Here is a 25,998-nt window from a genome sequence, read left to right as displayed (position 1 = left end):
GGCACTCGTGAGCGAGACCGAAAAAGGGCCCGACGCCCTCATTGAGCAGCGCGGACACACGCTGATCCTGACGCTGAACCGGCCCGAGGCGCGCAACGCGCTTTCGACCGAGATGCTCTCGATCATGGTCGCGGCCTGGGACCGCGTCGACAATGATCCCGAGATCCGCACCTGCATCCTCACCGGCGCCGGCGGGTACTTCTGCGCGGGCATGGACCTCAAGGGCGCGACCAAGAAGCCGCCGGGCGATTCGTTCAAGGACGGCAGCTACGACCCGTCACGGATCGACGGTCTGCTCAAGGGCCGCCGGCTCAGCAAGCCGCTGATCGCCGCGGTCGAGGGCCCGGCCATCGCCGGCGGCACCGAGATCCTGCAGGGCACCGACATCCGCGTGGCCGGCGAGAGCGCCAAGTTCGGCATCTCCGAGGCCAAGTGGAGCCTGTACCCGATGGGCGGCTCAGCGGTCCGCCTCGTGCGCCAGATTCCCTACACCATCGCCTGCGACATGCTGCTGACCGGACGGCACATCACCGCCGCCCAGGCCCTCGAGTACGGCCTGATCGGTCACGTGGTGCCCGACGGCACCGCGCTGGAGAAGGCCTTGGAGATCGCCGAGGTCATCAACAACAACGGCCCGTTGGCCGTACAGGCGATCCTCAAGACCATCCGCGAGACCGAGGGCATGCACGAGAACGAGGCTTTCAAGCCCGACACCGCCAACGGCATCCCCGTGTTCCTGTCGCAGGACGCCAAGGAGGGCCCGCTGGCCTTCAAGGAGAAGCGCGCGCCCAAGTTCCAGATGCGCTGACTCGTGATGCGGTCACCGGTGCCGGCACTGTTCTAGCGGACTGCCGGCACCCGACCGCCGTCGTCGCGATCTCGCCCCGCCAACTGTCCTCATCGTGGCACTGAGCAGACCTATACTCGTGCCAACTTTGCCGGGACGGGAGCCGGGCATGCCTGAACGCGATGAGGCGTCTGCGCCGACCGCCGATACCTCGGTACGCCATGGTCTCCTACTGCAACTCGCTCTGCGGACGCTCATGGCGATGTTCATCGGCGCTGCCCTGCTGTCGCAGCCTCCGCACGCGAACCTGTGGCTGCACTGGGTGATCTTCGCCGGCTACGTCGCGGCGGTCTCGGTGTGGAGCTGGTGGGCGCTGCGCGCTGCCGGTCGATCCGGCGGCGGAACCCGGCGATCGGTGGCACTGCTCATGCTGTGCGTGGATCTCGTTGCGGTAGCGATTATCTCGACGGAGACCGGGATCAGTTCGGCAGAGACCTGGACCTCCGACGTGGTGCAGCACGGACTGTTCCTGATCCCGCTGATCGCGGCAGCTCAGCTCGACCCTGTCGTCAGCGCCACGATCGCGGTCCCTACGGTGGTCACTTTTTTCGTGGTGAGCTGGGTCGACAAGGCCGCCAACGGCAATGAGCCGTGGGGGTCGATCCTGTCGCGGACCGCCGTGCTGTTCGGCTTGGCCGCCGGGTCGGTCGCGTTGTCGCGGATTCAGCAATCCAGAACCAGGACCATCACCAGCCTGGCCCTGGAACGGACTCGCCTGCTCGAAGAGGTGATCAGTCTGGAGAAGCGTGAGCGCCAATCACTCTCCGAACGCCTGCATGATGGTGCGCTCCAGTACGTACTGGTGGCTCGACGCGACATGGAGGAGGTTCGAGACGGATCGGTCGACGGCATGGACCGCGTCGACTTCGCATTGGCGGAGTCCTCCCGGCTCCTGCGTGACGTGGTCCGTGAACTGCATCCCGAGGTCTTGGCCCGGGCCGGCCTCAGGGCGGCGATGACCTCACTTGCCGACGGCATCGCGACGCGCACCAACCTCGCGGTCCAGTTGGACGCCGGCAACTGGCCCGACGACGTGCGCACCGACGCCGATCACCTGATCTACAGCGCAGCTCGGGAATTCTCGACGAACGCCATCAAGCACGCACAGGCTAATAATCTGCGGTTCACCTTGGCGTACAACGGCATTCAGGCCGCTCTGCGCATCGCAGACGACGGCGTCGGCATTCCACCGGAGCGTCTTGCACAAAGCGTCGAGGATGGCCACATCGGGTTCGCCTCGATTTGCGCCAAGGTCCTGGCCGCGGGCGGCACATTCGTGGTCGCGGGCCCACCCGGAACCACCGTGTCGATCTCGGTGCCTGCGAAGTGCACCTCGGACGCGAGCGGAGCATTGGCGGACAAGCGGCCGCCCAATTTCCAGATGAAGTAGTCGTTGCCGCAAAAATGAGGCCCTGCTCGATGTTTCGAGCAGGGTCTCATTTTCCATGCGGTCAACGCACCGCTAGCGCCAGTGCCCGGGCCGAGGCGGTCCCCAGTGTCCGGGTGGGGGCGGTCCCCAATGTCCGGGCGGCGGCGGGCGCCACATCGGCGGGGGTGGCGGCCCCCAGAACGGCGGAGGGGGTGGCGGTCCCCAGAACGGTGGCGGAGGTGGCGGCGGAGGGAACTGCGGTACCGGAACGACGGACATCACGCTCGCCGGCGCCGGGGTCATTCCCGGCGTCGGTGCCGCGTTGGCCTGACCGGCCGATCCGATGGCGCCGGCCAACAGCGTCCCACCCAGCACCATTCCGCTCAACACACTTCGCCCCGGTAAATGTCGTGCCATCTCGTGCACTCCTCTGTCGTCGCGTCACATCCCCCGATATCGCGAGCCTATCTAATTAGATAGGCTATGCGAAACCTGCGAGGCTGTTACACAGCGAATGCTTAACCAACACATAGGAGTACACAGTCACGCCGAGTGTGGATCTGTTGCGAGAAATCGGGCGGATTCTCGCAACAGATCCACGCTCGCGCGGTTTGCAGTTAGGCGCCCACCGGAGCGCTCGGGGTGAACACGACCGGCATCGCTTCCGGACCGCTGACGAAGTTGGCCGGACGCAACGGCAACTGGTTGCCGTCGGCCAACCGCAGATCGGGCAGCCGTTCGAGCAACCGTTCGAGCATCAGGCGCAGTTCCAGGCGAGCCAGCTGATTACCCAGGCAGAAATGCGTCCCGAAGCCGAAAGCCAAGTGGCTATTGGGGTTTCGGTCGATGTGGAACTCGTCAGGATTCTCGAAAACGGCCTCGTCGAAGTTGGCCGACTCGAACATCAACATGATCTTCTCGCCGGCCTTCAACTCGGCTCCGTGGAAGGTGGTGTCGGCGGTCAGGGTGCGGCACATGTTCTTGACCGGTGAGGTCCAGCGCAGGGTTTCCTCGATCGCGCCGGGCAACAGAGACTGATCCGCGACCAGGCGATCCCACTGATCACGGTGGCGCAGCAGCTGATCGGTCCCGCCCGAGAGCGTGTGCCGCGTGGTCTCGTCGCCGCCGATGAGGATCAGCAGCGTCTCCATGACGATCTCGTCGTCGCTCATCTTCTGCCCCTCGACCTCAGCATTCACCAGGATCGAGAACAGATCATCGGTCGGCTCGGCGCGCCGCTTGGCGATCACCTCCATGGTGAACGCGGTGTAGGCGGCAAACGTCTCCATCAGCATGCCGATGGCCGCCTCGTCGAGGTGTGAGCTCAGGCCGCAGACCAGGTCATCCGACCACTTCAGCAGCATCTCGCGCTCGGTGGGCAACACCCCGAGCATGTCACCGATCACCGCCATCGGCAGCGGCGCGGCAATGTCGCGGACGAAATCGCATTCCCCGCGTTCACACACCGCATCGATCAGGGTGTCGCACAGGTTCACGATCGACGGCACCTTGTCCATGACCCGCTTACGGGTGAACCCGGAGTTGACCAGCTTGCGGCGCAACACATGTGCCGGATCGTCCATGTCGATCATGTACGGCATGCCGGGCTGATCGGGGCGGATGCCACCGGCGTTGGAGAACAGCTCGGGATTGCGTTCGGCGTCGATCACCGCCGCATACGTGGCGGCGGCGGCCAACCCATTGCGGTCACGGAACACCGGCTCGTTGGCCCGCATCCATCGGTAGGCCTCGCGCGCGCCACCGTCGGCATAGAAATTGCCGTTGGTGAGGTCGACATCGGGCTTGAGCAGTACTTGGGTCACGAAATCTCCTTGGCATCAGCGAATGTCATCTGTACATTGCGGACCGAACTGGACAGCATCGCCCGTTTGGGCAGGCCCAGGGCCGCGAGTTCTTTGGCGTACGGGTGCTCCCCCAGCCGCACCGTGACCCCGCCCGGGCGGTACCGCACACCGGAAAGCCGCATCTGGCCTTCGGTTTCGCGCAGGACGCCGTCGAGGTGGGAGTAGGTGAACTGCACCTGGGGTTTGGCGGTGAACCGAGATGGAACGGGAAGCCCGGGTTTGAAGTCCATCCCCACCGCCGGCTTGCCGTCGATGTTCACGTCGAAGCTGAACGGCTTGCCGTCGCGGACCCCGGCCCCATTGTCCGCACCGCGAACCCCGGCCCCATTGTCCGCACCGCGAACGGTGAAGTCCGCCAAGACTTTCGGATAGCCCCAGATCTGCCGGCCGGCCTGGCGCGTGAACTCCCCGTCGACCGGGAGATGATGCACGAAGGCGCCGGCCGAGCTCAGGCCGCGCAGGCCCGACTCCTCCGATCCGGGCCGGTTCACCATGACGTTGGTGCCGTATTCCAGATACGGACCCAGGTCACCGTCGACGTAGTGCATCAGCATCAGCACGACGAGTGCGCGGTGCGGTCGGTGCCGGTAGACGCGCAGGCCGCTGTAGTCGATCATGCGTTGCGCAGCGTCGGCACCCACCGAGAACATCGCCATGTGTTGTTCGGCGGTACGGATCTGAACCGGCATCGTCAACACGGTGCCGGCGACAGTGTGCTGCGAGGCAGGAGTGGCGTCACTCACACCACTGAATCTAGCCCCTGCAGTAAACAGATTTCAAGAAGTGTCTACAACGACCTCTACACCAGGGCGGCAAGGTCCTTGATCTGCTCGACGGAGCGGGCGCCGACAACCATCATGGTCACGCCTGAGGCCTCCCAGGCCTTGATCTGCTCCTTGACGTAGTCGAGGTTACCGACGATCGCGGAGTCATCGACCAATTCGTCGGGAATGATCTTGGCGGCTTCGTCCTTCCGGTCACTGCGGAACAACTTGGTGACGTCGTCGACGACCTCGGCGTACCCCATCCGGCGGTAGACCTCGGCGTGGAAGTTGGTGTCCTCAGACCCCATCCCGCCCATGTACAGCGCCAGGTGCGGCTTCATCAGCTCCATGATCGCCGGCCGGTCGTCGGTGACCACGACCTGTGCGGTGGCACAGATCTCGAAGGTCTCCCGGGTGCGCCGGGCACCGGGCCGGTCGAAGCCCTCATCGAGCCATTCGTTGTACATGCCGGCGATGCGCGGCGAGTAGAAGATCGGTAGCCAGCCGTCGGCGATCTCGGCGGCCATGGCGACGTTCTTGGGCCCCTCGGCACCGAGCATCACCGGGATGTCGGCGCGCAGCGGATGGGTGATCGGCTTGAGGTTCTTGCCCAGCCCGGTGGTGCCCTCGCCGGTCAACGGCAGCGGGTAGTGCGGGCCGTCGCTGTGCACCGGGGCCTCCCGCGCCCAAACCTGACGCAGGATGTCGACGTACTCGCGGGTGCGGGCCAGCGGCTTCGGGAACTTCGCGCCGTACCAGCCCTCGACCACCTGCGGGCCGGAGACGCCGAGGCCGAGGATGTGGCGGCCACCGGACAGGTGATCCAGTGTCAGAGCGGCCATCGCGCACGCGGTCGGGGTACGGGCGGACATCTGGATGACCGAGGTGCCCAGCCGCATGCGGGTGGTCTCCCGGCCCCACCAGGCCAGCGGGGTGTAGGCATCCGACCCCCACGCCTCGGCGGTGAAGACAGTGTCGAAGCCCTCCGCCTCGGCGGCCGCGACGAGTTCGGCATGGTTGGTCGGCGGCTGCGCGCCCCAGTATCCGAGTTGTAGACCCAGCTTCATTTAGATTGCCTTCCCACGTGTCCTTGCCACGATTGTTAGAACCTGTTCTACTCGATGTGTGACAGCCAGCCAAAGCCGCCCGGCCTCGACAGATCACCGTGAGCCGCCACTTTCCGCGCCACTGAAACTGTCTTTTGACTACACCCGTTCAGTGGGCTCACTGCTCAGTCAGTTCTTCACCGCCCTGCGTGAGCGCCGGATCGTCGGCGTACGCGGGTCGGACGGACGCGTGCACGTGCCACCCGCTGAGTATGACCCGGTCACCTACGACGCATTGACCGAGGTGGTTCCGGTGTCCAGCGTCGGGACCGTGGTGTCCTGGACCTGGCAACCCGAACCCCTTGAGGGCCAGCCGCTGGACCGGCCGTTCGCCTGGGCGTTGATCAAGCTCGACGGCGCCGATACCCCGCTGCTGCATGCCGTGGACGTCAAGGAAGGCGAGCTCAGCACCGGTGCCCGGGTGCACGCGCACTGGGTCGACGAGCCGGTGGGCGCGATCACCGACATCGCGTACTTCGTCCCGGGCGAGACTGCCGAGGATGTCCCAGTCGTTCCGTCCGATCAGCGCGATCCGGTCACCATGCAGGTGGCCCCGTCGAACATCGAGATCCAACACACGGCGTCTCAGCCGGAGAGCACCTACCTGCGCGGTCTACGCGACGGCAAGCTGCTCGGCGCGCGCACTTCCGGCGTGAACGGCGAAAAAGGCAAGGTGTACTTCCCGCCCAAGGAGGCCGACCCGGCCACCGGCCAGGAACTCACCGAGTTCGTGGAGCTGGTCGACAAGGGCACGGTCACCACGTTCGCGATCATCAACATCCCGTTCGCCGGCCAGCGGATCAAGCCGCCGTACGTCGCGGCCTACGTGCTGCTCGACGGCGCCGACATTCCGTTCCTGCATCTCGTGACCGACATCGACGCGTCGGAAGTCCGGATGGGCATGAGGGTCGAAGCGGTGTGGAAGCCCCGGGAGGAATGGGGCCTCGGCATCGACAACATCTCGCATTTCCGGCCGACGGGTGAGCCCGACGCCGACTACGACAGCTACAAGCACCACCTGTAAAGGGAACCCCCACATGACTCTTCGTGATGTCGCTGTCGTCGGTTTCGCCCATGCCCCGCATGTGCGCCGCACTGATGGCACCACCAACGGCGTCGAGATGCTGATGCCCTGCTTCGGCCAGCTCTTCGGCGAACTCGGCCTGCAGCAGACGGATATCGGCTTCTGGTGCTCTGGATCCTCGGACTACCTTGCCGGCCGGGCCTTCTCGTTCATCTCGGCGATCGACTCGATCGGCGCGGTGCCGCCGATCAATGAGTCGCATGTCGAGATGGACGCGGCCTGGGCGCTGTATGAGGCCTATATCAAGATCCTCACCGGCGAGGTGGACACGGCGCTGGTCTACGGTTTCGGCAAGTCCTCGGCAGGTGTTCTGCGCCGGGTACTGGCCCTGCAGACCGACCCGTACACCGTTGCGCCACTGTGGCCGGATGCGGTGTCGACGGCTGGGCTGCAAGCCCGGTTCGGCCTGGACGCCGGCAAGTGGACCGCTGAGCAGATGGCACAGGTCGCCCTGGATTCGTTCGCCGCGGCCGACCGGGTCGACTCGGTGGAATCCGCGTCGTCCGTCGCCGAGCTGCTGGATCGCCCGTTCTTCGCCGACCCGCTGCGCCGCCATGACATCGCTCCGATCACCGACGGTGCCTCGGCCATTGTGCTGGCCGCCGGCGACCGGGCCCGTGAGCTACGCGAAAATCCGGCCTGGATCACCGGTTTCGAGCACCGCATCGAGACGCCGGTGCTGGGTGCCCGTGACCTGACCGTCTCCACTTCGACCACCGCGTCGGCGCAGGTCGCCACCGGTGGCGACGTGAGCTCGATCGAGGTGGCCGAGATCTACGCCCCGTTCACCCATCAGCAGCTGATCCTCACCGAGGCGATCGGTCTGGGCGAGAACACCAAGATCAATCCTTCCGGCGGTGCGCTGGCCGCCAACCCGATGTTCTCCGCCGGCCTGGAGCGCATCGGTTTCGCCGCGCAGCACATCTTCTCCGGCTCGGCCGGGCGCGTGTTGGCGCACGCCACCAGTGGCGCTGCGCTGCAACAGAATCTGGTCGCGGTCCTGGAGGGCAAATAATGGGGAACAAAGCAGCGGTCCTGGGCACCGGGCAGACCAAATACGTGGCCAAGCGCCACGACGTGTCGATGAACGGCCTGGTGCGCGAAGCCATCGACAGGGCGCTCGCCGATTCCGGCTCGACGATGGACGACATCGACGCCGTCGTTGTCGGCAAGGCGCCGGACTTCTTCGAGGGCGTGATGATGCCCGAGTTGTTCATGGCCGACGCCACCGGTGCGACCAACAAGCCGCTGATCCGGGTACACACCGCGGGTTCGGTCGGCGGGTCCACCGCGATCGTCGCCTCCAGCCTGGTGAAGTCGGGCAAGTACCGCCGGGTGCTGACCATGTCGTGGGAGAAGCAGTCGGAATCGAATGCCATGTGGGCGTTGAGCATTCCGGTGCCCTTCACCAAGCCGGTCGGCGCGGGTGCGGGCGGTTACTTCGCCCCGCACGTACGGGCCTACATCCGCCGCTCCGGCGCCCCGAACCACATCGGCGCGATGGTCGCGGTCAAGGACCGGCTCAACGGTGCCAAGAACCCGCTGGCTCACCTGCATCAGCCCGACATCACCCTGGAAAAGGTGATGGCCTCGCAGATGTTGTGGGACCCGATCCGTTTCGATGAGACCTGCCCGTCGTCCGACGGCGCGGCCGCCATGGTGATCGGCGACGAAGCGACAGCAGACGCCCGTATCGCCGAGGGCCATCCGGTGGCGTGGATCCACGCCACCGCCCTGCGGACCGAACCGTTGGCCTACTCGGGTCGCGACCAGGTCAACCCGCAGGCCGGTCGCGATGCCGCGGCGGCACTGTGGCGCGATGCCGGTATCACCAGCCCGATCGACGAGATCGACGTGGCCGAGGTGTACGTGCCGTTCTCCTGGTTCGAGCCGATGTGGTTGGAGAACCTCGGTTTCGCCGCCGAGGGCGAGGGCTGGAAGCTCACCGAGGCCGGCGAGACGGCTATCGGCGGGAAGATCCCGTTCAACGCCTCAGGTGGTGTGCTGAGCTCGAACCCGATCGGCGCGTCCGGCATGATCCGGTTCGCCGAATCGGCCATCCAGGTGATGGGCAAGGCCGGCGACCACCAGGTCGAGGGCGCACGCAAGGCACTGGGCCACGCCTACGGCGGTGGGGCGCAGTACTACTCGATGTGGGTGGTTTCCAGCGACAAGCCGGCGGACAAGTGACGCGGCCGACGAGCGCTCGCGCGAGGAGCCATCGATGATGAAGTACACGCTCAGCGTGGCCATGGGCCCGCTCGAGCACCTGACCGGATTGGCCCGTACCGCAGAGGAAGTCGGGTTCGACTCGATCGCGCTTCCCGACTCGCTGTTCTACATGGAGAAGCAGGCCGCGGACTATCCGTACACCCCCGACGGGTCGCGGATGTGGAATGCCGAGACCCCGTGGGTGGACCCGCTGATCGCGGCGGCCTCGATGGGGGCGTCCACCTCGACGCTGCGGTTCTACACCAACGTCATGAAGCTCGGCTCGCGTAACCCGCTACTGCTGGCCCGCCAGGTCGGATCGGTGGCCAACCTGACCAACAACCGGTTCGGGTTCGGCGTCGGAATCGGCTGGGCACCAGAGGAATTCGAGTGGTGCGGGGTACCCTTCGCCAAGCGAGGCGCGCGCGTCGACGAGATGATCGAGGTGCTCAAGCTCGTACTCGGCGGCGGCATGGTCGAGTTCCACGGCGAGTTCTACGATTTCGAGCATCTGCAGATGAGCCCGGCCCCGTCGGAGCCCGTCCCGTTCTACGTCGGCGGACACACCCCGGTGGCCCTCAAGCGGGCGGCCCGCATTGGTGACGGCTGGACCAGCGCGATGATGACGTGCGCACAGCTGAGTGAGACCGTGGCGGCGATCAACAAGCTGCGGGCCGAATATGGCCGGGCCGATGAGCCTTTCGAGTTCCAGGCGGTGTGCATCGACAAGTTCGATCTCGACGGGCACCGTGAGCTCGCCGCGGCCGGCATCACCGACAACATCGTCATCCCCTGGATGCTCGAGGGCCTGGGCTTCGACGCCCCGTTGGAAAAGAAGCAGGACTCGCTCAAGCGGTTCGCCGACACCTACATCCACTCCGGCTGGCAGGACTGACATGGCCGTCACCAACCCCGACCACCCGGCCCACCTGGCAGGCAAGCGATCCCGGGATGCGGTTGCCGCCCGGGACAAGCAGGCCTGGCTGGACAACTTCGCCGACGACGCGATCGTCCAGGACCCCATCGGGCCGTCGTTCTTCGACCCCGCAGGCTTGGGGCACCAGGGCAAGGAAGCCATCGCGGCGTTCTGGGACAAGGCCATCGCCCCGACCGACAACCTCGAATTCAAGTTCGTCGACACGTTCCAGTGCGGCAACGAGGAAGCCAATGTCGGCAGCATCGTCACCACCATGGGCGGGCACCGGATCACCACCCCGGGTGTGTTCACCTACCGTGTGAACGACGACGGGCAGATGGTCGCGCTGCGGGCCTTCTGGGAAGTGGACCGCGCGAGCGCCGAGAAGATCGACAGCTAGAGGTCCGCGAGGCAATGACGGCAGGACTCCGGGCACGACGATAGTGCCGTACCCGGGTCCAACCGGGACGCGTCGTCATTCCCAATGTGAGGCCGCGCGCACATGCAGCAGGTCGCGGAATTGTTTGGTGGTGTTCGGGAGCAATTCGCCGGTTCCCCAGTCGACCACGACGCCGTAGCGGCGCAACAGATCGAAGGTATCGAGCTCACCGTCACGGAAGCGGGCGGCGACCTCTGCGGGGTCGACGTTGAGCCACTGCTTGCGAGCTGCCCGGATTTCGGCGCGCAGCGCATCGGTTGCAGTGCGGTCGATCTCGTACTCGTCGATCTCAGGGTCGATCGGCGTGATGACCACGCCGTAATCGCGTGCGCCGCCGACTATGGTCACGTAGCCGTCGATCACGTCCTCCAGGACGGCCTCGGGAGCGCGGTCGAGGGGATCGCCGAGTCCGCCACCGCCTGCCGACGGCCGCTCGAAGGTATCGCCGGCCTGCACCGCAACACCGGAGAACACCGATCCCAGAAACGCTTCTTCTGCCGTTCCGCGGTTGAGCCAGACGCCGTGAGGAATCGAGGGGAGCCCGCCGTCGATGCCCCAGGTAACCGACCGGGATCGGTCGCAGCAATAGGACATCACGGTGTTCTCGCAGTCGGTCAGGGTGCCGCCTTTGGTCACGCCGCAGCCTCCGCGATACAAACCCGGCCCACCGGAGTCGGGAATGATCGCGTGCTTGGTCGTCAGCACCGGAGTCAGGCGTTCTTGCCCCTCGCACGGCTGGACGGCCAGTCCGACACCGAATACCGGCGCCGTGGCAGTGGAACCGTCCTTGGTGCTGCGTCCTCCCCAACCGCCGGCCATCCAGTCGTACCACATGAAGAACGGACGTTCGTCGGCTCGGGCGTCGCGGCCACCGACGAGAAGGTACTCAAGGTTGAATGAACATGCGATGGCCCGCTCGGGCGTGATCGCCGACCATAGTTCGAAGATGGCGTTCATGATTTTTTCGTATGGGCCAGAACAGAATCCGGTCACCGCGATCGGCCAGCCCGCGTTGACCACAGTGCCTTCGGGCCCGATGTCGGTATTGATGGCGGCGTATAAGCCGGAGTTCAGCGGAACGTCGGGAAAGAACGTCTTTGTGCCCGCGACAATTCCCGAGAAGGCCGTGCCGTACCCACAGTTGAGGAAGCTCGCTACCGCGGGGGCGCTGCCGGAAAGGTCGTAACTGAGCTGATCTCCCTCGATGGTCATTTTCACTCGGATCGGCACCATCCCCTCCGGTTTCGAAGGATCCGAGTCGAGGTAGTCCTCGGTCACCCACTCGCCGTCGGGTAGTTCTGCGATGCGCTGGCGGACGATTCGCTCCACGTAGTCCTGCACCTCGGCCATGGCTTCGACGACGGTGTCGCAGCCGTACTTGGCGACCAGTCGTTGAATCTCGCGCTCGCACACGCCGGTTGCCTCGGCCTGGGCGTGCAGGTCGCCCAGGCTGATCTCTGGGGCCCGGGTGTTGGCCACCAGCAGTTTGGCGACATCTGCGAGAAAACGGCCTTCGTGCCAGATACGGACGGGCGTGATCCGCAACCCCTCGGCGAAATGCTCGGTGGCGGTGACGTCGAAAGATCCGGGGACGCTGCCGCCGATATCGGCCCAGTGTCCCTTGTTCTGGGCGAATCCGATCAGCTGGGCGTCGGCGAAGATCGGCCGGATGAAGCTGACGTCATTGAGGTGGGTGCCACCGCGGTAGGGGTCGTTGACGCAGAAGACGTCACCGGGGTTGATGTCGTCGCCGAACTCTTCGAGCACGGCTTTGCATTGGAAGTGCAGCGTTCCGACGTGCACCGCAATGTCTTGGCTGCCCTGCATGACGGTGTTGCCCTGTGCATCACACAACGCCGAGGAGAAGTCTCGGCTGTAGATGACGAACGAGTAGCAGGTGCGCAGGATCTGCTCACTCATCAGGTCGACGGACGTCACGAACGCGTTCTTGAGGACCTCGAACGTGACCGGATCGAGGCGGCGGCGGGTAGTGCTTGCGGCGTTCACTGCTGCTCCTGGTGAATATGGATTCGAATGTTGCCCCACTCGTCGACGACGGCGGTGGTCGAGGGCGGTATGACAGTGGTCGAGTCGAGCTGGTCGATGATGGCGGGCCCGTCGATCGAGTTTCCGGCGATGAGTTCGTCGCGGTCGAAGGCCGGCGTCGGCACGCGCCCACCGACTTCGTCAAAGTAGACCTGCCGAATTGTGAGTGGCGACGGCGCGGGTGCGTCCGACGCGTTCTGTTGGGGGAAGCGAGGTTTCGGAGTCTCGCCGATGGCGCGAACGCCGATTTGGTAGATCTCGACGGCAACGTGTTCGCGGCGGAACGAGTAGTCGCGTTCGTGTTCTTCGTGGAAGAGTTCGACCGCACGGTCCAAGAACCCGTCCCGGTTGTCGGCGGTGACGCTCAGCGACCGCCATTGTCCCGCGTAGCGCATGCTGATCGAGCGGTCGATACGCATGCGATCCTCATCGACCCCCTCGTGTCGGAGCCGGGCGAGGCCCTCCTTTTCGAGCTGCGCGAATTCGGATTCGAGCTCCGCGGGGTCGACGTCGGAGGCGATGCGCTGGAACATCGCCGACAAGTCGTGCCGAATGTCGACGAGCAAACACCCTTGCGCCGAGGTGATTCCGGGATGAGCCGGCACCACAACCGTGGGGATCGACAGTTCCTTGGCCAGGGCGGCACCGTGTAGTGCTCCGGCCCCGCCACAGACCACCAGGACGAAGTCCCTGGGGTCGTATCCGCGGCGGATGGACAGCAGTCGCACAGCGTCGGCCATGTTGGCGTTGGCGACCTGGATGATGTTCGATGCCGCGGTGTCGACGTCGAGGTCGAGGCGCTCGGAGATACCGGTACGCACGGCTTCACGCGCCGCATCCGCGTCGAGCGTCAGTTCGCCGCCGATCAGCGACTCGCCCAGCCGGCCGAGCACCAGGTTGGCGTCGGTGTTGGTCGGTTCGGTACCGCCGCGTTGGTAGCAGGCCGGACCGGGTGCCGCACCTGCGGATTGGGGTCCATTACGCAGGGAGCCGGCCTCATCGATCCAGGCGAGCGAGCCGCCGCCTGCGCCGATGGTGAGAACCTCGATGCTGGGGAAGCAGATGGGGAAGCCGTACTCGACCTGCCACCGCTTGGTGGTGCGAATCTCACCGTCGTAGACCAGAGAGATATCCGAACTCGTCCCACCCATGTCGAGGCCGATCGCGTTAGGGTATCCGCAGCGCGAAGCAATGTCGGCCACCGCGATGGCGCCCGCGGCGATGCCTGAGGCGGCCAACCGCACCGGGTAGCGGTCGACCATGGCCGGCGTCATGGATCCACCGCCGGAGTGCAAAAGCAACAGGTCACCGTCGTAGCCGTCGGCGCGCAGAGATCCTTCCAGTCGTTTCACATAACCACTCACCAGTGGGGCGAGCACCGCATTGGCCACTGTCGTGGACGCGCGGTCGTATTCGAAGATCTCCGGCAGGATCTCACTTGACGTCGACACCGTGACGCCAGGGATCTCATCGATCAGAATTTCGCGCATTCTTCGTTCATGGGTGTCATTGACGTAGGAGTTCATGAAGCAAACAGCAACGGTCAGTACACCTTTGCGCCGCAGGATGCGTGCGACGTCTCGCGCCTTGTCTTCGTCGAGGGGAGTGATTATCGAGCCGACGTAATCGATTCGCTCAGGTACCTCGTACCGGTTTCGCCGCTTGATGTACGGCGCGCCGACGTCGACGTAGGAATCCCAGAGTTCATCTTTCGTGCCGTCGCGGATCTCCAGGATGTCGCGGAACCCCTCGCTGCACACCATCGCGGCGGCCGGAAAACGACGCGTGATCAACGCGTTGGTCGCGACCGTCGTGCCGTGCGAGAACAGGGTCACCGCTGAAAGATCGACACCGGCTGATCGCACACCGGCAACGACCGCCTCCATAGGGTCGTGCGGAGTGGACGGCACCTTGGCAACGCGGGTGCTCTGGTCACGCTCGTCGAAGATGCACACATCGGTAAACGTCCCACCCACGTCGACAGCAACACGAAGGGTCTTCGTGGCTGTGTTCTGCTTCATTGCAAGCCTCCTCTGGTGAAGTGTGGTCAAGTATTGAGCTGCACGAATCCTGGGCCAATTGGAGAAAGTGACTGTTGGCTACAATCAGGTTGGAGTTTTTAACTGTCCAGGGTGAGGCTGCTGCAACCCGTGCAAAACGACGATTTCCGCCTTGTTGATCTGCTGTTGGATCAGTCGCTCGGCCTCGCCCTGGTGAGCGACTGCAATCCGCATGTACCGCTGTCGGGCGCACACGCGATCGAGATCGCCTATCCGTCAGAGTGGCTGCAGCCGGGAACAGTGATGCTGACGACGGGGTCGCTCTACGGCGATGCCGCCAGGAGCGGACAATCAGCGCAGGCGTTCCGCGGCCTGGTGCGCGAGCTGGTGTCGGCCGGCGTCGCCGCCCTCGGGTACGGACTCGGGGTTGTCACCGATGAAGTGCCTCGCGCACTGGTGGACGAGGCGAACCGTCATCACTTCGCGGTGTTCACCGTGCCGCGCGAAGTCGCCTTCATGACGGTGATCGATCGTGTTGCGGAACAGACTCATTCGGTTGAGTCGCATTCCTTGCGGCGCGCGTTGCAGATGCAGGATCAGCTACTCGACGCGCTGGGCGCCGCTGATCCCGAGCAGGAGCTGATATCCCGCCTGGCCGCGATATTGCGTTGCAGCGTACTGCTGTACAACGAGCTGGGTGACGTCGTCGCGTCCTCCGGCAAGGCGCCGTCGCATCTGATGCGGTCCCAACTGCGTGGCCGCAGCGGCCATCTACGGTTCAGCGTCGGTAAGTGGTCGGTGACAGCCGACCCGATTGAGCCTGGGGGAGAACCACACTGGCTTGTGGTCGCCTCGACCCGTCACGAAGTTCCCGACGCTCTCGCCCGATCGACTCTCCAGGTCTCCGTCCGCCTGCTCAACGCGATCGAGCGGTCGCGCTACCGGGCGGCGGTGGAGAACCGTGCACGCCAGGCGGCGTTTGTGCGTGAGCTGGTTGCCGGTGAGATCATCGATCAATTCAGCGCCGAAGGACATCTGGAGTCGTTGAGGTTCGGGCACCGACCCCAATTGCGTGTGTTCGCAATGTCTCCCACGGATGGTTACGACGCCGGACGCTGGGTAACGCGAGCCGGGACCGCGCTTGACGCCCTGGAGACTGACGCGCTCGATCTCGCGAGATTGATGCGCCTGCCCGTGATGTTCGCACAGCTCGCCGATCAGCTGATCGGCGTGCTCGCGGCGGATGTGCCTGCCGTCAACGGCTGGATCACCAACCAGCCCGAAGGTGCAGTCTGCGGCTTCTCCGAACCGTTCCAGGATGTGCGCACCGGTCCGGAACGTTTGAGAAACGCACAGCGGGCGCTGCGGGCCGCGCAAACGCGAAGCCTTCGCTACACCAAGTTCGAGGACGTTGGTATCGCAGATTGGCTCTTGACCGGACAACACCGGGAGACCACCGCCGCCAAGGCCACCGAACAGCTCGCCGTGCTCGGTCAGCACGATGGCTACCTGGAGTTCATTCGCGCGTTCTTCGCCCATGATCTCGATGTCGTAGCAACAGCGAAGGCACTCAGCGTGCATCCGAATACTGTGCGGCACAGAGTGAAACGCGTCGAGTCGATGTTCGGCGAGTCGCTGCGTTCGCCGGCGTTGATCACCGCCGTCCACCTGAGCCTCGAGGTACTTGCACTCGAAGGCGACCTTTCCGCCACGGTGGTCGCGTCGCGCCGGAAATAACCAGTGCTCTGCACTTAGGCGCAGCGAGTGTTTCTCACCTGGCCGAGGGCCATGATCGGCGAAGTCAGAGCTCGACGAGCCCCGACAGGTAACGCTGGGCCAGGGCCCGGTACGCCGCCGGGTTGCTCTGCACCCAGGTCTGTGCGCCGGTACCCGCGATGGGTCCGCGGATCTTCGCGGGCGCACCGGTGACCAACACCTCATCGGGAATCTTGGTGCCGCCGACCACCAGAGAATGTGCCGCGATCAGGCTTCGTCGGCCGATGACCGCCCCATCGAGCACCGTGCAGTGGTTGGCGATCAGTGCCTCCTCGCCCACGTGCGCCCCGTGCACCACGCACATGTGGGCGACGGTCGCGCCGGGACCGATGTCGACGGGGATTCCCGGTGGCGCGTGCAGCACCGACCCGTCCTGAACGTTGGCACCCTCACGGATGACGATCGGGGCGAAGTCACCTCGCAGCACCGTGTTGAACCACACCGAGGCGCCCGCCTCGACGGTCACGTTGCCGATCAATGTCGCCGTCGGGGCCACGAACGCACCTGGGTCGACCACGGGCGCACGGCCCTCGAACGAATACAGCGGCATCGTCCACATATACCGCAGGAAACCGGCGTCAGCGCGGCGACGCGTACCCTGAACAGTAACTATGTCGCTCACGACACCCAACCGCCCCAAGTTCTTGCTCACCATCGGTCTTGCCACGGCCATCGTCGGCACGGCCGCAGCGTGCTCCCCGGCCGACGATCCACCGAGTACGCCGTGGGCGGCTGCGCCGACCTCCTCGTCGTCGGCGGCAGCGCCCAAGTCGGCGAAATCCGAGGCATCCGACTACAGCCACCTGCTGCTGCAGGCCGAGGACGTCAGCATTCCGCCGGAGACGTTCACCGCGCGGTCCAGCAACGTCAATCCCGATGGCCAGTCCGGGGCCAGCGCATTGTTCGTCAATGCCGACGACACCAGGGCGATCGCCGACACGATCCTGATCTACCCGGATGCCGCGACCGCCTCGGCAACGCTCAAGCAGGCGTCGGCGGCCGTCAGCACGATGGTGACCGGCGGGCAACCGCAACCGGTGCCGGTCGGTTCGAACGGCACTGTCATCTCGGGGACGGCGCCCGACGGCAAGAAGGCGGTGACGCTGCTGATGTACACCCAGGGGCGCGCGGTAGTTCGCCTGGAGTTCGACAGCAACCCGGATGATCCGGTGCCGCCGCAGACAGTGGCCGGCGTGGGACGAATGCAACAGATTGCTCTGCGAATCGGCCTTCCGGAGCGCGAGTAAGAGCCGTTCACGAGGGGTATGCCCCAGGTCACGCCTGAATTATTGCCATCCGGGCTCAAAAAACTGTAACGTGTTCTAGTTAAGAGCACCGATACGGGAGGCCCACCGTGACTACCGAACATGCCGGCATCAGAGAGATCGACACCGGCGCCCTGCCAGACCGCTACGCGCGGGGCTGGCACTGCCTGGGACCGGTCAAGAACTTCCTTGACGGTCAGCCGCACTCTGTCGAGATCTTCGGCACCAAGCTGGTGGTGTTCGCCGACTCGGAAGGGTCCCTGAAGATTCTCGACGGCTACTGCCGGCACATGGGTGGCGACCTGTCGCAGGGAACCATCAAGGGCGACACCGTAGCCTGCCCGTTCCACGACTGGCGCTGGGGCGGCGACGGCAAGTGCAAGCTCGTCCCCTATGCCAAGCGCACCCCGCGGCTGGCCCGCACCCGCGCCTGGCACACCGACGTGCGTGGCGGCCTGCTGTTCGTCTGGCACGACCACGAGGGCAACGATCCGCAGCCCGAGGTCCAGATCCCGGAGATCCCCGAGTCGGCCAGCGACGACTGGACCGAGTGGCAGTGGAACTCGATGTTGATCGAGGGCAGCAACTGCCGCGAGATCATCGACAACGTCACCGACATGGCGCACTTCTTCTACATCCACTTCGGACTGCCGACGTACTTCAAGAACGTCTTCGAGGGGCACATCGCCTCGCAGTACCTGCACAACGTGGGCCGCCAGGACATCGGCGGCATGGGCACCCAGTACGGGGAGTCCCATCTGGATTCCGAAGCCTCCTACTTCGGCCCGTCGTTCATGATCAACTGGCTGCACAACAACTACAGCGGCTACAAGGCCGAGTCGATCCTGATCAACTGCCACTACCCGGTCAGCCAGGACGCATTCATGCTGCAGTGGGGCGTCATTGTCGAAAAGCCAAAGGGCATGGACGAAAAGACCACCCAGAAGCTGGCCAACGCGATGACCGACGGCGTCAGCCAGGGCTTCATGCAGGACGTCGAGATCTGGAAGCACAAGACCCGCATCGACAACCCGTTGCTGGTCGAGGAGGACGGCGCCGTCTACCAGATGCGCCGCTGGTACCAGCAGTTCTACGTCGACGTTGCCGACGTGACGCCGGACATGACCGACCGCTTCGAGATGGAGATCGACACCACCGCGGCCAACGAGAAGTGGCATGTGGAGGTCGAGGAGAACCTCAAGACCAAAGCGGCTGAGAAGTCGGCTCAGACGGAAACACTGCAGTCCAGCTGATGACGACACGCAACGAGCGGAGCCAGGCGCCAGATGTCGACGACCTGGCCCGCTCGATGCTGCTGCTGCACGGCGCACATGACGATGACGATCATCACGCCGGCAGCGGCACCAGTGCGGGTTCATCGTCCGGATCGTGGTCCAAGGCGCCGGATTTCGCGTCCGATCCGCAACGTGCCGCCGCGGTCCGCGAGTCCAGCGCACGCGACCGCGAGCGCTACCTGACTTCGGGCCTGGTTTCGGTGGACTGCCGGTTCTGCCACGTGGCGGTGCAGGTGAAGAAGCTCAGCGCAGAACACACCTCGGTGCAGTGGAATTCCGAGGCGGTGCAGCGCTGCGCGACTTTCGAGGAGATCCGGTCCACCGGTGGGGATCCGGCTCGGGCCCGGTCATGCCCGCGGCTGACCGACAGCATCAAGCATGCCGTCGCCGAAGGATGCCTCGAAGAAGTGTCCTCCGCGCCCTCCCCCGGCGACGGCTAGAGATATCAGCGGTCAGTACGTCCCTGACAGGTCGGCGTGATTCTCTGCCGCCCATCGGCCGAGTTCGAGCAACGGACCTTCGGCGAATGACGCACCCAACTCAGTGAGTTCATAGACGGCCGCGTCACATCGCAGGTCGTCCCTCACCTTCCTGACGAGACCGCGGAGCACCAGGCGACGGAGGGCACCGGTCAATACCTTGTCGCTGGCCCCGGCGATGCGCCCCAGCAGAACGCTGCGCCGGGTCGGCCCAAGGCGCAGTGCCGCGAGGACGACCGGATCCCACGTGTGCCTGATGAGTTCGGCCGCGGCGCGGATACGGCAGTCCGAGATGAAGGTCTCGCATCCCGCTTCGTTCACCTAGACATTGTCCCCATGCGATTCCTTCCGATTGGTAGGAACGCGCCTCCTAACGTCGTCCTGGCAGCTCGCATCCGACGGAGGAGACCAATGGTGAAGATAGGACTGATCGGGACCGGGAATCTCACGGCGACGCTCGGCAAGGCCTGGGCAGACGCCGGTCATTCCATCGTGGTGACCGGCCGCAACCCCGCCCATGTCCGGACCGCCGCACAGCAGATCGGTTCAGCCGCAGTGCCGATCGACCCGAGCGAGTTCGCCGACGCGGTGGACGTCGTGGTGGTCGCGATCGCATGGGAGGGACTGGAAACCGCGTTGACTCTGGTCGGCGGTCCGAGTGGCGCCCTGTCGGGCAAGGCCGTCATCGACTGCACCAATCCGGTCGACTTCACGACCGGGCGCCTGATCCCCGCAACCGGATCGGCCGCCGAGTACGTCGCGAGTCTCGCGATCGGTGCCGGTGTGGTCAAGGCCCTGCACCTGTTCGCCGGAGCATCGTGGCCATTCACCGGCAGTCCCGCCATCGCACCGGTGGTCGTGATCTGCGGTGACGATCCCGACGCGCTGCACCGCGCTGAGGCACTGATCGCCGACCTGGGGGCGCGGCCCGCGATCGTGGGTGGGATCGACGCCGCCCGGCAAGCAGAAGAAGCGGCTGGATTCGTGATGCGCGTGGTCGCCGCCGGCGCAAACCCGCGACTCGCGATCCCCCACGTCGACCCGATCTCGCCCGCGGCGACCGTTCGATCCCCCGGTTAGTCCACGGCTCGCAATTGGGCCACGCATGCGCCCAGCGACTCATCGTCGTCCCCGTCGCCCAGCGGCGGTAGGACGATGCCGTCGGCAACGTCACCGAACCTCGCCTTCAACATCATGGGCAGCTCATCATGACGTCCGCACACCACCAGCTCATCGAGTATGGAATCGGTTAACACCGAAGGCAATTCGTCCCACAGCTCGGTACGTACCAGTGACCGCAGCCGTTCCGGCAGCTCGGCCAGGCCGCGGCGGGCCAGACCGGTCGCGTACGCCGGCGTCGAATACAGGAATGCCAACATCCGGCGCTGTCGTTCCCGCTCCCGGTCGACCGCCTCATCGGTGCTGCCGGTCGCGATCGACGTCGAGGCGATGATGAGGGGGGATTCTGCCCTCCCGGCCGCGTCGGCGCCGCGGCCCAACGCCGGGCGCACGATGTCACGCAGATAGTCAGGACCGGAGTTGGTCGAATGCGTGACGATTCCGCGAGCGACACCGCCGGCGAGTTCGCACATTCCGGCGTTGACCGCGCCCAGCCAGATCGGTGGGCGGACCGCGTCACTCGGCCCGGGGTTGAAGTAGGGCTGCATCCTGGTCAGCCGGTAGTTCTGGCTCTCGAAATGCACTGTGCCCCCGGTGCGGAACGCATCGAACAGGGCATCGAGCGCACCCACGTAGTCACGGAGCCGGGCAATCGGATCGCTCCACGGCATGCCGTAGCGGTCCTCGATGTTCTGCTTGATCTGTGTGCCGAGACCCAACTCGAACCGCCCGCCGGAGAGCACCGACAGGTCCCACGCCGTGTAGGCCGTCAGGGTGGGGCTGCGCACGAACGCCAGTGTCACCGCGGTGCGGACGGTGATGCGCGACGTGTTCGCCAGTGCCAGCAGCGACACGGCCAGGGAATCGTGCACGGTCTCGGCGACGTGCAGGCCGTCACAGCCCAGGCGCTCGACCCGTCGTGCATAGTCCGCCGTTACGGTCAGCGGTTCACGCGGGTCGAGCGCCAGATAGACCTTCATCTCGGGGAATTCGCCTTTAGAGCCCCTTGAACCGCTCCTTGACCGCCTCGGAGGTCAGCCCGTAGTCGGCCAGTGAGTAGGTGTGCTTCGGTGCGCGCGGCCCCTGTTGGCTGGCGGTGTGACTGTCGATCATCGCCTGTCTGGCGGCATCGGTGAAGTCCAGCCCGAACGTGCGGTAGATGCCTTCGACCGCACCGATCGGATCCTTGACGAACTCGAAATAATCCACATCGCAGAACTGGGCCGGATCATGCTTGGCCCGTTCGGTGTTGAACAGCTGCAGGCCGCGCGACCAGGTTTCCATGGCATCTTCGCCGATCACGTTCCCGGTGAATGTGTTGGACCAGCCGGCGGTCGTGTGCTGCGACAGCGAGCACATCGAGGCCATGATGGTCTCCGCCGGGCGGTGGCACTGGATGACCAGCGCATCCGGATACGTGGCGAACAATGCCTCGAGAGCGAACAGATGACTGGGGTTCTTGAGCACCCAACGCTTTTCGGGCTCGTTGAGGCCGATCAATTGCAGGTTCTTGCGGTGCCGACGGTAGGACTTGGTCCAGTCCTGACGGGCCAGCCACTGCGAGTAGGTCGGCACATGGGCCAGCGTCTCGTAGGACACCGAATGCAACGACTGGCGCAGCAGCTGCCAGCATTCCTCGACCTCGTCCGCGGTCATGAAATGCAGCCCGGTGTAGTCCGGGTTCTCCTCGTGCGCCTGCTTGAACCGGGCATCGAGCGCACTGAAAACCGGGTTGTCCGGCCAGGTTTCCCGCGGTGGCCGGGGCTGCGGGAACTCCGCCAGCCACATCTCCAAACCCTGATGCATCGGGTCCGCGGCCAGCAACCGGTGGATCACCGTGGTCCCGGTGCGCGGCAGGCCGGTGACGAAGATCGGCCGCTCGATCGGCACGTCGACGTGCTGGGGGTACTGCTTGAACGCAGCTTCCGAGACGAGACGGGCCACCAGCGCATTTCGCGTGAAGAAGCGCTGCATCTTGCTGCCGAGCTCGGTCAGGTCGGCGTCGCGCTGGTAGGACTCCAGCAGCACCCCGAGCGCTTCGAGGTAGTTGTCGTCGTCGGCACCGAAATCCTCCAGACCGCAGGCCTTTACCGCCGAGGCGTGCAGATCCTCGACAGTGCCGACGTTGACGCGGGGGGTTGTCATGCCTTGTACTCTCCGCAGTTCACATCAAGGGTCTGGCCGGTGATGCCACTGGACAGATCGCTGGCCATGAACAGGATGGCCGAGGCCACCTCGTCCTCGGTCGGCAGCCGCTTGAGATCGGACCCGGCTGCCGACGCGTTGTAGATCTGTTCCACGGTGGTGCCGTACTTCTGCGCCTGATGGTTGAAGTACCCCTCCAGCGTTTCACCCCAGATGTAGCCGGGCAGCACCGAGTTGACCCGAATGCCCTTCTCCCCCAGCTCGGTTGACAGCGTCTGAGACATGGACAGCAGGGCCGACTTGGCCATCTTGTAGGCACCGTACTTGGCCTGCGAGTGCCGCACGACCATCGAATTCACGTTCACCACCGAGCCTTTGGCGGCTTCCAGGGCCGGAGTGAAGCCCTGGGTCATGCGCAGTGCGCCGAAGACGGTCAGCTCGATCGCATCCCGCATGTGTTCGAAGGTGGTGTTCGCGAACGGCTTCATGGACGGCACCCGGAACGCGTTGTTGATCAACACGTCGGCCTTGCCGTACTCCTCCATCGTGCGGGCCACCACGTTGGCAACCTGCTCCTCGTCGGTGATGTCGGTGCCCACCGCGAGCGCGCGCCGGCCCAGTGCCGTCACCTCTTTGGCTACGTCCTCGAGCCGCTCCACCGTGCGGGCGGCCAGCACGAGGTCGGCGCCGTTCTCCGCACATCGGCGGGCCAGCGTCGTCCCGAGTCCGGGCCCGACCCCGCTGATCACCACTACCTTGCCATCGAGCAGTCCGGCCATCGGTCAGCCCACCATCCTTTCGCCAATAAGCTTTTGACGCAGCGCGATCCGCGCTCGCCAATCATCGTCGGAAATCTTGTTGCTCTCGTAATACGGCAGCTTCCCGGCCACGGAACCGATGTCCACCAACTCCACGGTCGGCCCGTCGTCGGCGCTCAACTCACGTGAGACCCGTTGCCAGCGGAACTGCAGATACCCCTTGTCGTGGCCCAACGTCTCGCACCAGTTGGTGACTCCCGGATTGTTCTCGGACACCACGATCCGGATCTTGCCGTCCGGGTCGGCTTGCGCCTGAGTGCCGTTCAGCGAGGTCTGGTGGTTGATGTAGTCGAGGGAGATGTACCAGAGGCTACCCAGCTGGAAGCCCAAGTAGGGCGCATCTGACACGGGCAGCGTGATGATCATTGCCTGGTCCGGGGTCATGTCGTAGTGCCCGACCGACGAGTACTGGGTGGCCAGGCCACCAGGCGTCAGGCGCGGCGCGGTCAGCGTGTTGACCGGCAGGTTGTCGTAGAACCACTTCGGGAACTGGAGCCACGTCTTGACCCGCTGCACGAGTTGCTTGCCTGCAGTCGCGTAACGCTTCTCGATGAGTTCGCGGGTCAACGACGCCGGCGCGGTGCCGGCGGTGTCGGTGCGCGAGATCGCGAATGTGCCGCGCTGCGCCGACCAGTCGTTGTAGACCTCCCGGATCACCAGCTGCGAGGGCGTAGCCGGGGTGAACCGCCACTCGAAGGTGCCGTCGGCGGCGATGTCGAGCTTGCGATCGTCGAATGCCGTCTCGCTGTCCGGAACGTTCTCGTCGGTGTACTCCCCGCCCAGCAGCTGGAAGCTGACGTCGGTGGTGGTGCCACGCTTTCCGGTGACGACGTACTCGTGGCCGGGTTGAACCCGAGTGCCGAAGTACATGGTGTCAGGGTTGTCCAGGCCCATCTTCGTGAACGGCCCGGTTCCGCTGTGGAGAAACGGGTGCTCGCGGTCGTAGTCGAACGCCACGTGCGTGCACGCCGCGATACATCCGGCCAGGTACTGCAGCCCCTCCAGGAGATCGGCATCCGTGGAAATGAAAGGCGCGGCGGTCACCAGACGTTCCGCCTCGGCTATGGCGTCGGCCAGTGGTTGTGAGTACATCCAGCATCTGCTCTCTCGGTCCAATATTCGACCGCAGTGGTAGAGTTTCCTACTGACACTAGAACGCGTTCCAATTCGAGTCAACGCCCGATTGCCGCCAGGAGGATCGATGTCAGACGCCGAACCGGCCGGTCGCCCCTCACCTCCCACTGCCCGGGTGGTGGCAATTCTGGATTTCCTGTCCCGCCATCCGCAGGAGCGGTTCGGCCTCTCCGAGCTCACCCGCCGGGTCGGACTGAGCAAGCCGACCTGCCTGGGCATCCTGAGCACGCTCACCGAATCGGGCTACCTGATCCGGGACGGCGCAGACAAGACGTACCGCCTTGGGCCGAGTCTGATCTCGCTCGGCCACGCGGCGCAGGAATCGATGCGCGTCAACCCGGCGGCCCGAGCCGAGTTACACGCGCTGTCAGCCGCTTTCGACACCTCGGCGGGCCTGACCGCCGTGGTCGACGACCGGATCACCGTGCTGGAGGTCGTCGGTCCGCCCGGCCGTGACCCTGGCGTACGGGTCGGGCAGAGCTATCCGTTCGCTCCGCCGGTCGGTTTGATGTTCGTGCTGTGGGACGACGATGCGCTGCGGGCCTGGCTGGCCAAGGCGCCGACGATCCCGCTGCGCACCGAATCCGCCCGACTGAAACGGGTGATCGAAAACTGCCGCGCCGACGGATATCTGGTGGAACGCCTGACCCCCGGCGGCCGCAGGCTCTACGCGCTGATGGCGGGGATGTCGACCAACCTGCCCGACGAACTCCGGGCCTTGCTGAGCGAGTTGGTCTCCGACATCGGCGAACGGGTGTATCTGCGCGACGAGTGCGACACCGACGGACATCACAGTGCCCGCTGGGATATCAGCGTCATCTCGGCGCCGGTCTTCGACCACTACCGCCGTCAGGTGATGGCGGCGTCACTGCACATCGGAACGGCCTTGACCGACAAGGAGATCGCCGATCGGGCCCGGGCGCTGGTGGCCACGGCCGACGCGCTGACCGAACAACTGGGTGGCATCAAACCGACGCGCTGATGCCGTTCAGAAGTTGTTACAGGTGTCGAACACCGACTGCAGCAACCCGAGATACGGCTGGTTGGCCGGTTGCGCAGCGATGCCCTCGGCCATGCGCTGCCGTTGGTCCCGCGGCGAGCCGAGGAACTGACGCAACACATCCTGGACCGCCGGCGATGCCCCCGCCATGGGACTCTGGGCATTCAGCGCCCCCATCACCTGCGGATAGCTACAGGTGGTGTTCACAGCCGAATCCAGCCTGGGATCCGCGGATGCGACACCGGCTCCGACGGTCAACGACAACGCCAGACCGCCGGCGGCGACAACAAGTTCGATCGACGAAAATTTCGTCATGAAAA

26 protein-coding genes are annotated in these 25,998 nt (G+C 65.1%); 13 read left to right on the top strand and 13 right to left on the bottom strand.

All coding sequences use genetic code 11. From position 1 onward, the window contains the following. The first annotated feature begins 7 nt into the window (after nucleotides 1-7). Together AB0I14_RS18530 and AB0I14_RS18525 are read left to right on the top strand one after the other, a co-directional pair. Nucleotides 8-808 carry a crotonase/enoyl-CoA hydratase family protein gene (locus AB0I14_RS18530; protein ID WP_358024505.1) on the top strand — a complete coding sequence of 267 codons (801 nt, stop codon included), beginning with the start codon at nucleotides 8-10 and terminating at the stop codon, nucleotides 806-808. Between the two features lie 148 nt (nucleotides 809-956). Further along, nucleotides 957-2,237 carry an ATP-binding protein gene (locus AB0I14_RS18525; RefSeq protein ID WP_358024502.1) on the top strand — a complete coding sequence of 427 codons (1,281 nt, stop codon included), beginning with the start codon at nucleotides 957-959 and terminating at the stop codon, nucleotides 2,235-2,237. Between the two features lie 72 nt (nucleotides 2,238-2,309). Here the strand turns inward: AB0I14_RS18525 and AB0I14_RS18520 are convergent, their stop codons facing one another. The 4 genes from AB0I14_RS18520 to AB0I14_RS18505 all read right to left on the bottom strand — a co-directional run bounded on the left by AB0I14_RS18520 (nucleotide 2,310) and on the right by AB0I14_RS18505 (nucleotide 5,912). After that, complete coding sequence (locus AB0I14_RS18520; protein WP_358024499.1) at nucleotides 2,310-2,633, bottom strand: hypothetical protein; 324 nt, start codon at nucleotides 2,631-2,633, stop codon at nucleotides 2,310-2,312. Between the two features lie 200 nt (nucleotides 2,634-2,833). Next, on the bottom strand, nucleotides 2,834-4,039 hold the full coding sequence (locus tag AB0I14_RS18515; RefSeq protein ID WP_358024496.1) for a cytochrome P450: 1,206 nt from the start codon (nucleotides 4,037-4,039) through the stop codon (nucleotides 2,834-2,836). Beyond that, nucleotides 4,036-4,770 (bottom strand): acetoacetate decarboxylase family protein, encoded by a 735-nt coding sequence (locus AB0I14_RS18510; RefSeq protein WP_358025458.1) that lies wholly within the window; start codon nucleotides 4,768-4,770, stop codon nucleotides 4,036-4,038. Before AB0I14_RS18510 ends, AB0I14_RS18515 begins: the two co-directional genes overlap by 4 nt. A 110-nt stretch (nucleotides 4,771-4,880) precedes the next feature. After that, a complete protein-coding gene (locus AB0I14_RS18505; RefSeq protein WP_358024493.1) occupies nucleotides 4,881-5,912 on the bottom strand; it encodes an LLM class F420-dependent oxidoreductase in 1,032 nt (343 codons plus the stop codon). 58 nt (nucleotides 5,913-5,970) lie between these two features. Here AB0I14_RS18505 and AB0I14_RS18500 point away from each other — a divergent pair, with 58 nt between their 5' ends. From AB0I14_RS18500 to AB0I14_RS18480, 5 genes are read left to right on the top strand one after another with little or no spacing between them, the layout of a single operon-like run. Continuing rightward, on the top strand, nucleotides 5,971-6,975 hold the full coding sequence (locus AB0I14_RS18500) for an OB-fold domain-containing protein (RefSeq protein ID WP_358024491.1): 1,005 nt from the start codon (nucleotides 5,971-5,973) through the stop codon (nucleotides 6,973-6,975). Nucleotides 6,976-6,988: 13 nt separating this feature from the next. Next, on the top strand, nucleotides 6,989-8,050 hold the full coding sequence (locus AB0I14_RS18495; RefSeq protein ID WP_358024488.1) for a thiolase domain-containing protein: 1,062 nt from the start codon (nucleotides 6,989-6,991) through the stop codon (nucleotides 8,048-8,050). Beyond that, a complete protein-coding gene (locus AB0I14_RS18490) occupies nucleotides 8,047-9,225 on the top strand; it encodes a thiolase domain-containing protein (RefSeq protein WP_358025456.1) in 1,179 nt (392 codons plus the stop codon). The genes AB0I14_RS18495 and AB0I14_RS18490 overlap by 4 nt, the downstream gene beginning before the upstream one ends. 37 nt (nucleotides 9,226-9,262) lie before the next feature. Further along, nucleotides 9,263-10,141 (top strand): TIGR03619 family F420-dependent LLM class oxidoreductase, encoded by an 879-nt coding sequence (locus AB0I14_RS18485; RefSeq protein ID WP_358025454.1) that lies wholly within the window; start codon nucleotides 9,263-9,265, stop codon nucleotides 10,139-10,141. Nucleotide 10,142: 1 nt separating this feature from the next. After that, entirely contained in the window at nucleotides 10,143-10,562 is a 420-nt protein-coding gene (locus AB0I14_RS18480; protein ID WP_358024485.1) for a nuclear transport factor 2 family protein, read from the top strand. A gap of 75 nt (nucleotides 10,563-10,637) precedes the next feature. On the opposite strand, the gene AB0I14_RS18475 is transcribed toward AB0I14_RS18480, so the two are convergent. Continuing rightward, on the bottom strand, nucleotides 10,638-12,608 hold the full coding sequence (locus tag AB0I14_RS18475) for a hydantoinase B/oxoprolinase family protein (RefSeq protein ID WP_358024482.1): 1,971 nt from the start codon (nucleotides 12,606-12,608) through the stop codon (nucleotides 10,638-10,640). Further along, nucleotides 12,605-14,668 (bottom strand): hydantoinase/oxoprolinase family protein, encoded by a 2,064-nt coding sequence (locus AB0I14_RS18470; RefSeq protein ID WP_358024479.1) that lies wholly within the window; start codon nucleotides 14,666-14,668, stop codon nucleotides 12,605-12,607. The genes AB0I14_RS18475 and AB0I14_RS18470 overlap by 4 nt, the downstream gene beginning before the upstream one ends. Before the next feature lie 129 nt (nucleotides 14,669-14,797). Between AB0I14_RS18470 and AB0I14_RS18465 the strand changes: the two genes are divergently transcribed. Next, a complete protein-coding gene (locus AB0I14_RS18465; RefSeq protein ID WP_358024476.1) occupies nucleotides 14,798-16,384 on the top strand; it encodes a PucR family transcriptional regulator in 1,587 nt (528 codons plus the stop codon). A gap of 64 nt (nucleotides 16,385-16,448) precedes the next feature. Here the strand turns inward: AB0I14_RS18465 and AB0I14_RS18460 are convergent, their stop codons facing one another. Further along, nucleotides 16,449-16,973: a gamma carbonic anhydrase family protein gene (locus AB0I14_RS18460; RefSeq protein WP_358025452.1), complete on the bottom strand. Its 525-nt coding sequence runs from the start codon at nucleotides 16,971-16,973 to the stop codon at nucleotides 16,449-16,451. 61 nt (nucleotides 16,974-17,034) lie between these two features. Between AB0I14_RS18460 and AB0I14_RS18455 the strand changes: the two genes are divergently transcribed. The 3 genes from AB0I14_RS18455 (at nucleotide 17,035) to AB0I14_RS18445 (ending at nucleotide 19,423) form a co-directional block, all read left to right on the top strand. Then, nucleotides 17,035-17,670 carry a hypothetical protein gene (locus AB0I14_RS18455; protein WP_358024473.1) on the top strand — a complete coding sequence of 212 codons (636 nt, stop codon included), beginning with the start codon at nucleotides 17,035-17,037 and terminating at the stop codon, nucleotides 17,668-17,670. Nucleotides 17,671-17,777: 107 nt separating this feature from the next. Continuing rightward, nucleotides 17,778-18,941, top strand: coding sequence for a Rieske 2Fe-2S domain-containing protein (locus tag AB0I14_RS18450; protein ID WP_358024470.1), 1,164 nt, complete (start codon nucleotides 17,778-17,780; stop codon nucleotides 18,939-18,941). Further along, nucleotides 18,941-19,423: a hypothetical protein gene (locus tag AB0I14_RS18445; RefSeq protein WP_358024467.1), complete on the top strand. Its 483-nt coding sequence runs from the start codon at nucleotides 18,941-18,943 to the stop codon at nucleotides 19,421-19,423. Before AB0I14_RS18450 ends, AB0I14_RS18445 begins: the two co-directional genes overlap by 1 nt. A 12-nt stretch (nucleotides 19,424-19,435) precedes the next feature. Here the strand turns inward: AB0I14_RS18445 and AB0I14_RS18440 are convergent, their stop codons facing one another. After that, a complete protein-coding gene (locus AB0I14_RS18440; RefSeq protein ID WP_358024464.1) occupies nucleotides 19,436-19,783 on the bottom strand; it encodes a helix-turn-helix domain-containing protein in 348 nt (115 codons plus the stop codon). Nucleotides 19,784-19,873: 90 nt separating this feature from the next. Between AB0I14_RS18440 and AB0I14_RS18435 the strand changes: the two genes are divergently transcribed. Then, nucleotides 19,874-20,542 (top strand): NAD(P)-binding domain-containing protein, encoded by a 669-nt coding sequence (locus AB0I14_RS18435; protein ID WP_358024461.1) that lies wholly within the window; start codon nucleotides 19,874-19,876, stop codon nucleotides 20,540-20,542. Here AB0I14_RS18435 and AB0I14_RS18430 read toward each other — a convergent pair. Genes AB0I14_RS18430 through AB0I14_RS18415 form a run of 4 tightly spaced genes read right to left on the bottom strand, consistent with a single transcriptional unit; the run spans nucleotide 20,539 to nucleotide 24,636 of the window. Then, nucleotides 20,539-21,561, bottom strand: coding sequence for a TIGR03617 family F420-dependent LLM class oxidoreductase (locus AB0I14_RS18430; RefSeq protein WP_358024459.1), 1,023 nt, complete (start codon nucleotides 21,559-21,561; stop codon nucleotides 20,539-20,541). The two genes, AB0I14_RS18435 and AB0I14_RS18430, sit on opposite strands and share 4 nt — an antisense overlap. Before the next feature lie 16 nt (nucleotides 21,562-21,577). Beyond that, nucleotides 21,578-22,726 carry a sulfotransferase gene (locus tag AB0I14_RS18425; protein ID WP_358024456.1) on the bottom strand — a complete coding sequence of 383 codons (1,149 nt, stop codon included), beginning with the start codon at nucleotides 22,724-22,726 and terminating at the stop codon, nucleotides 21,578-21,580. Continuing rightward, nucleotides 22,723-23,505 (bottom strand): SDR family oxidoreductase, encoded by a 783-nt coding sequence (locus tag AB0I14_RS18420; protein ID WP_358024453.1) that lies wholly within the window; start codon nucleotides 23,503-23,505, stop codon nucleotides 22,723-22,725. The genes AB0I14_RS18425 and AB0I14_RS18420 overlap by 4 nt, the downstream gene beginning before the upstream one ends. A 3-nt stretch (nucleotides 23,506-23,508) precedes the next feature. Beyond that, the gene (locus AB0I14_RS18415; RefSeq protein WP_358024450.1) at nucleotides 23,509-24,636 is read right to left on the bottom strand and encodes a hypothetical protein; all 1,128 of its coding nucleotides are present in this window, start codon (nucleotides 24,634-24,636) and stop codon (nucleotides 23,509-23,511) included. A 109-nt stretch (nucleotides 24,637-24,745) separates the two neighbouring features. Between AB0I14_RS18415 and AB0I14_RS18410 the strand changes: the two genes are divergently transcribed. Further along, nucleotides 24,746-25,660: a helix-turn-helix domain-containing protein gene (locus AB0I14_RS18410; protein WP_358024447.1), complete on the top strand. Its 915-nt coding sequence runs from the start codon at nucleotides 24,746-24,748 to the stop codon at nucleotides 25,658-25,660. Nucleotides 25,661-25,666: 6 nt separating this feature from the next. On the opposite strand, the gene AB0I14_RS18405 is transcribed toward AB0I14_RS18410, so the two are convergent. Beyond that, nucleotides 25,667-25,993 (bottom strand): hemophore-related protein, encoded by a 327-nt coding sequence (locus tag AB0I14_RS18405; RefSeq protein WP_358024444.1) that lies wholly within the window; start codon nucleotides 25,991-25,993, stop codon nucleotides 25,667-25,669. Between the last annotated feature and the right edge of the window lie 5 nt (nucleotides 25,994-25,998).

The organism is Mycobacterium sp. NPDC050441 (assembly GCF_040655355.1).
Classification (GTDB): Bacteria; Actinomycetota; Actinomycetes; order Mycobacteriales; family Mycobacteriaceae; genus Mycobacterium.
The sequence above is the reverse complement of the archived record's forward strand: the minus strand, read 5'-3'. Positions and strand labels throughout refer to the sequence as shown.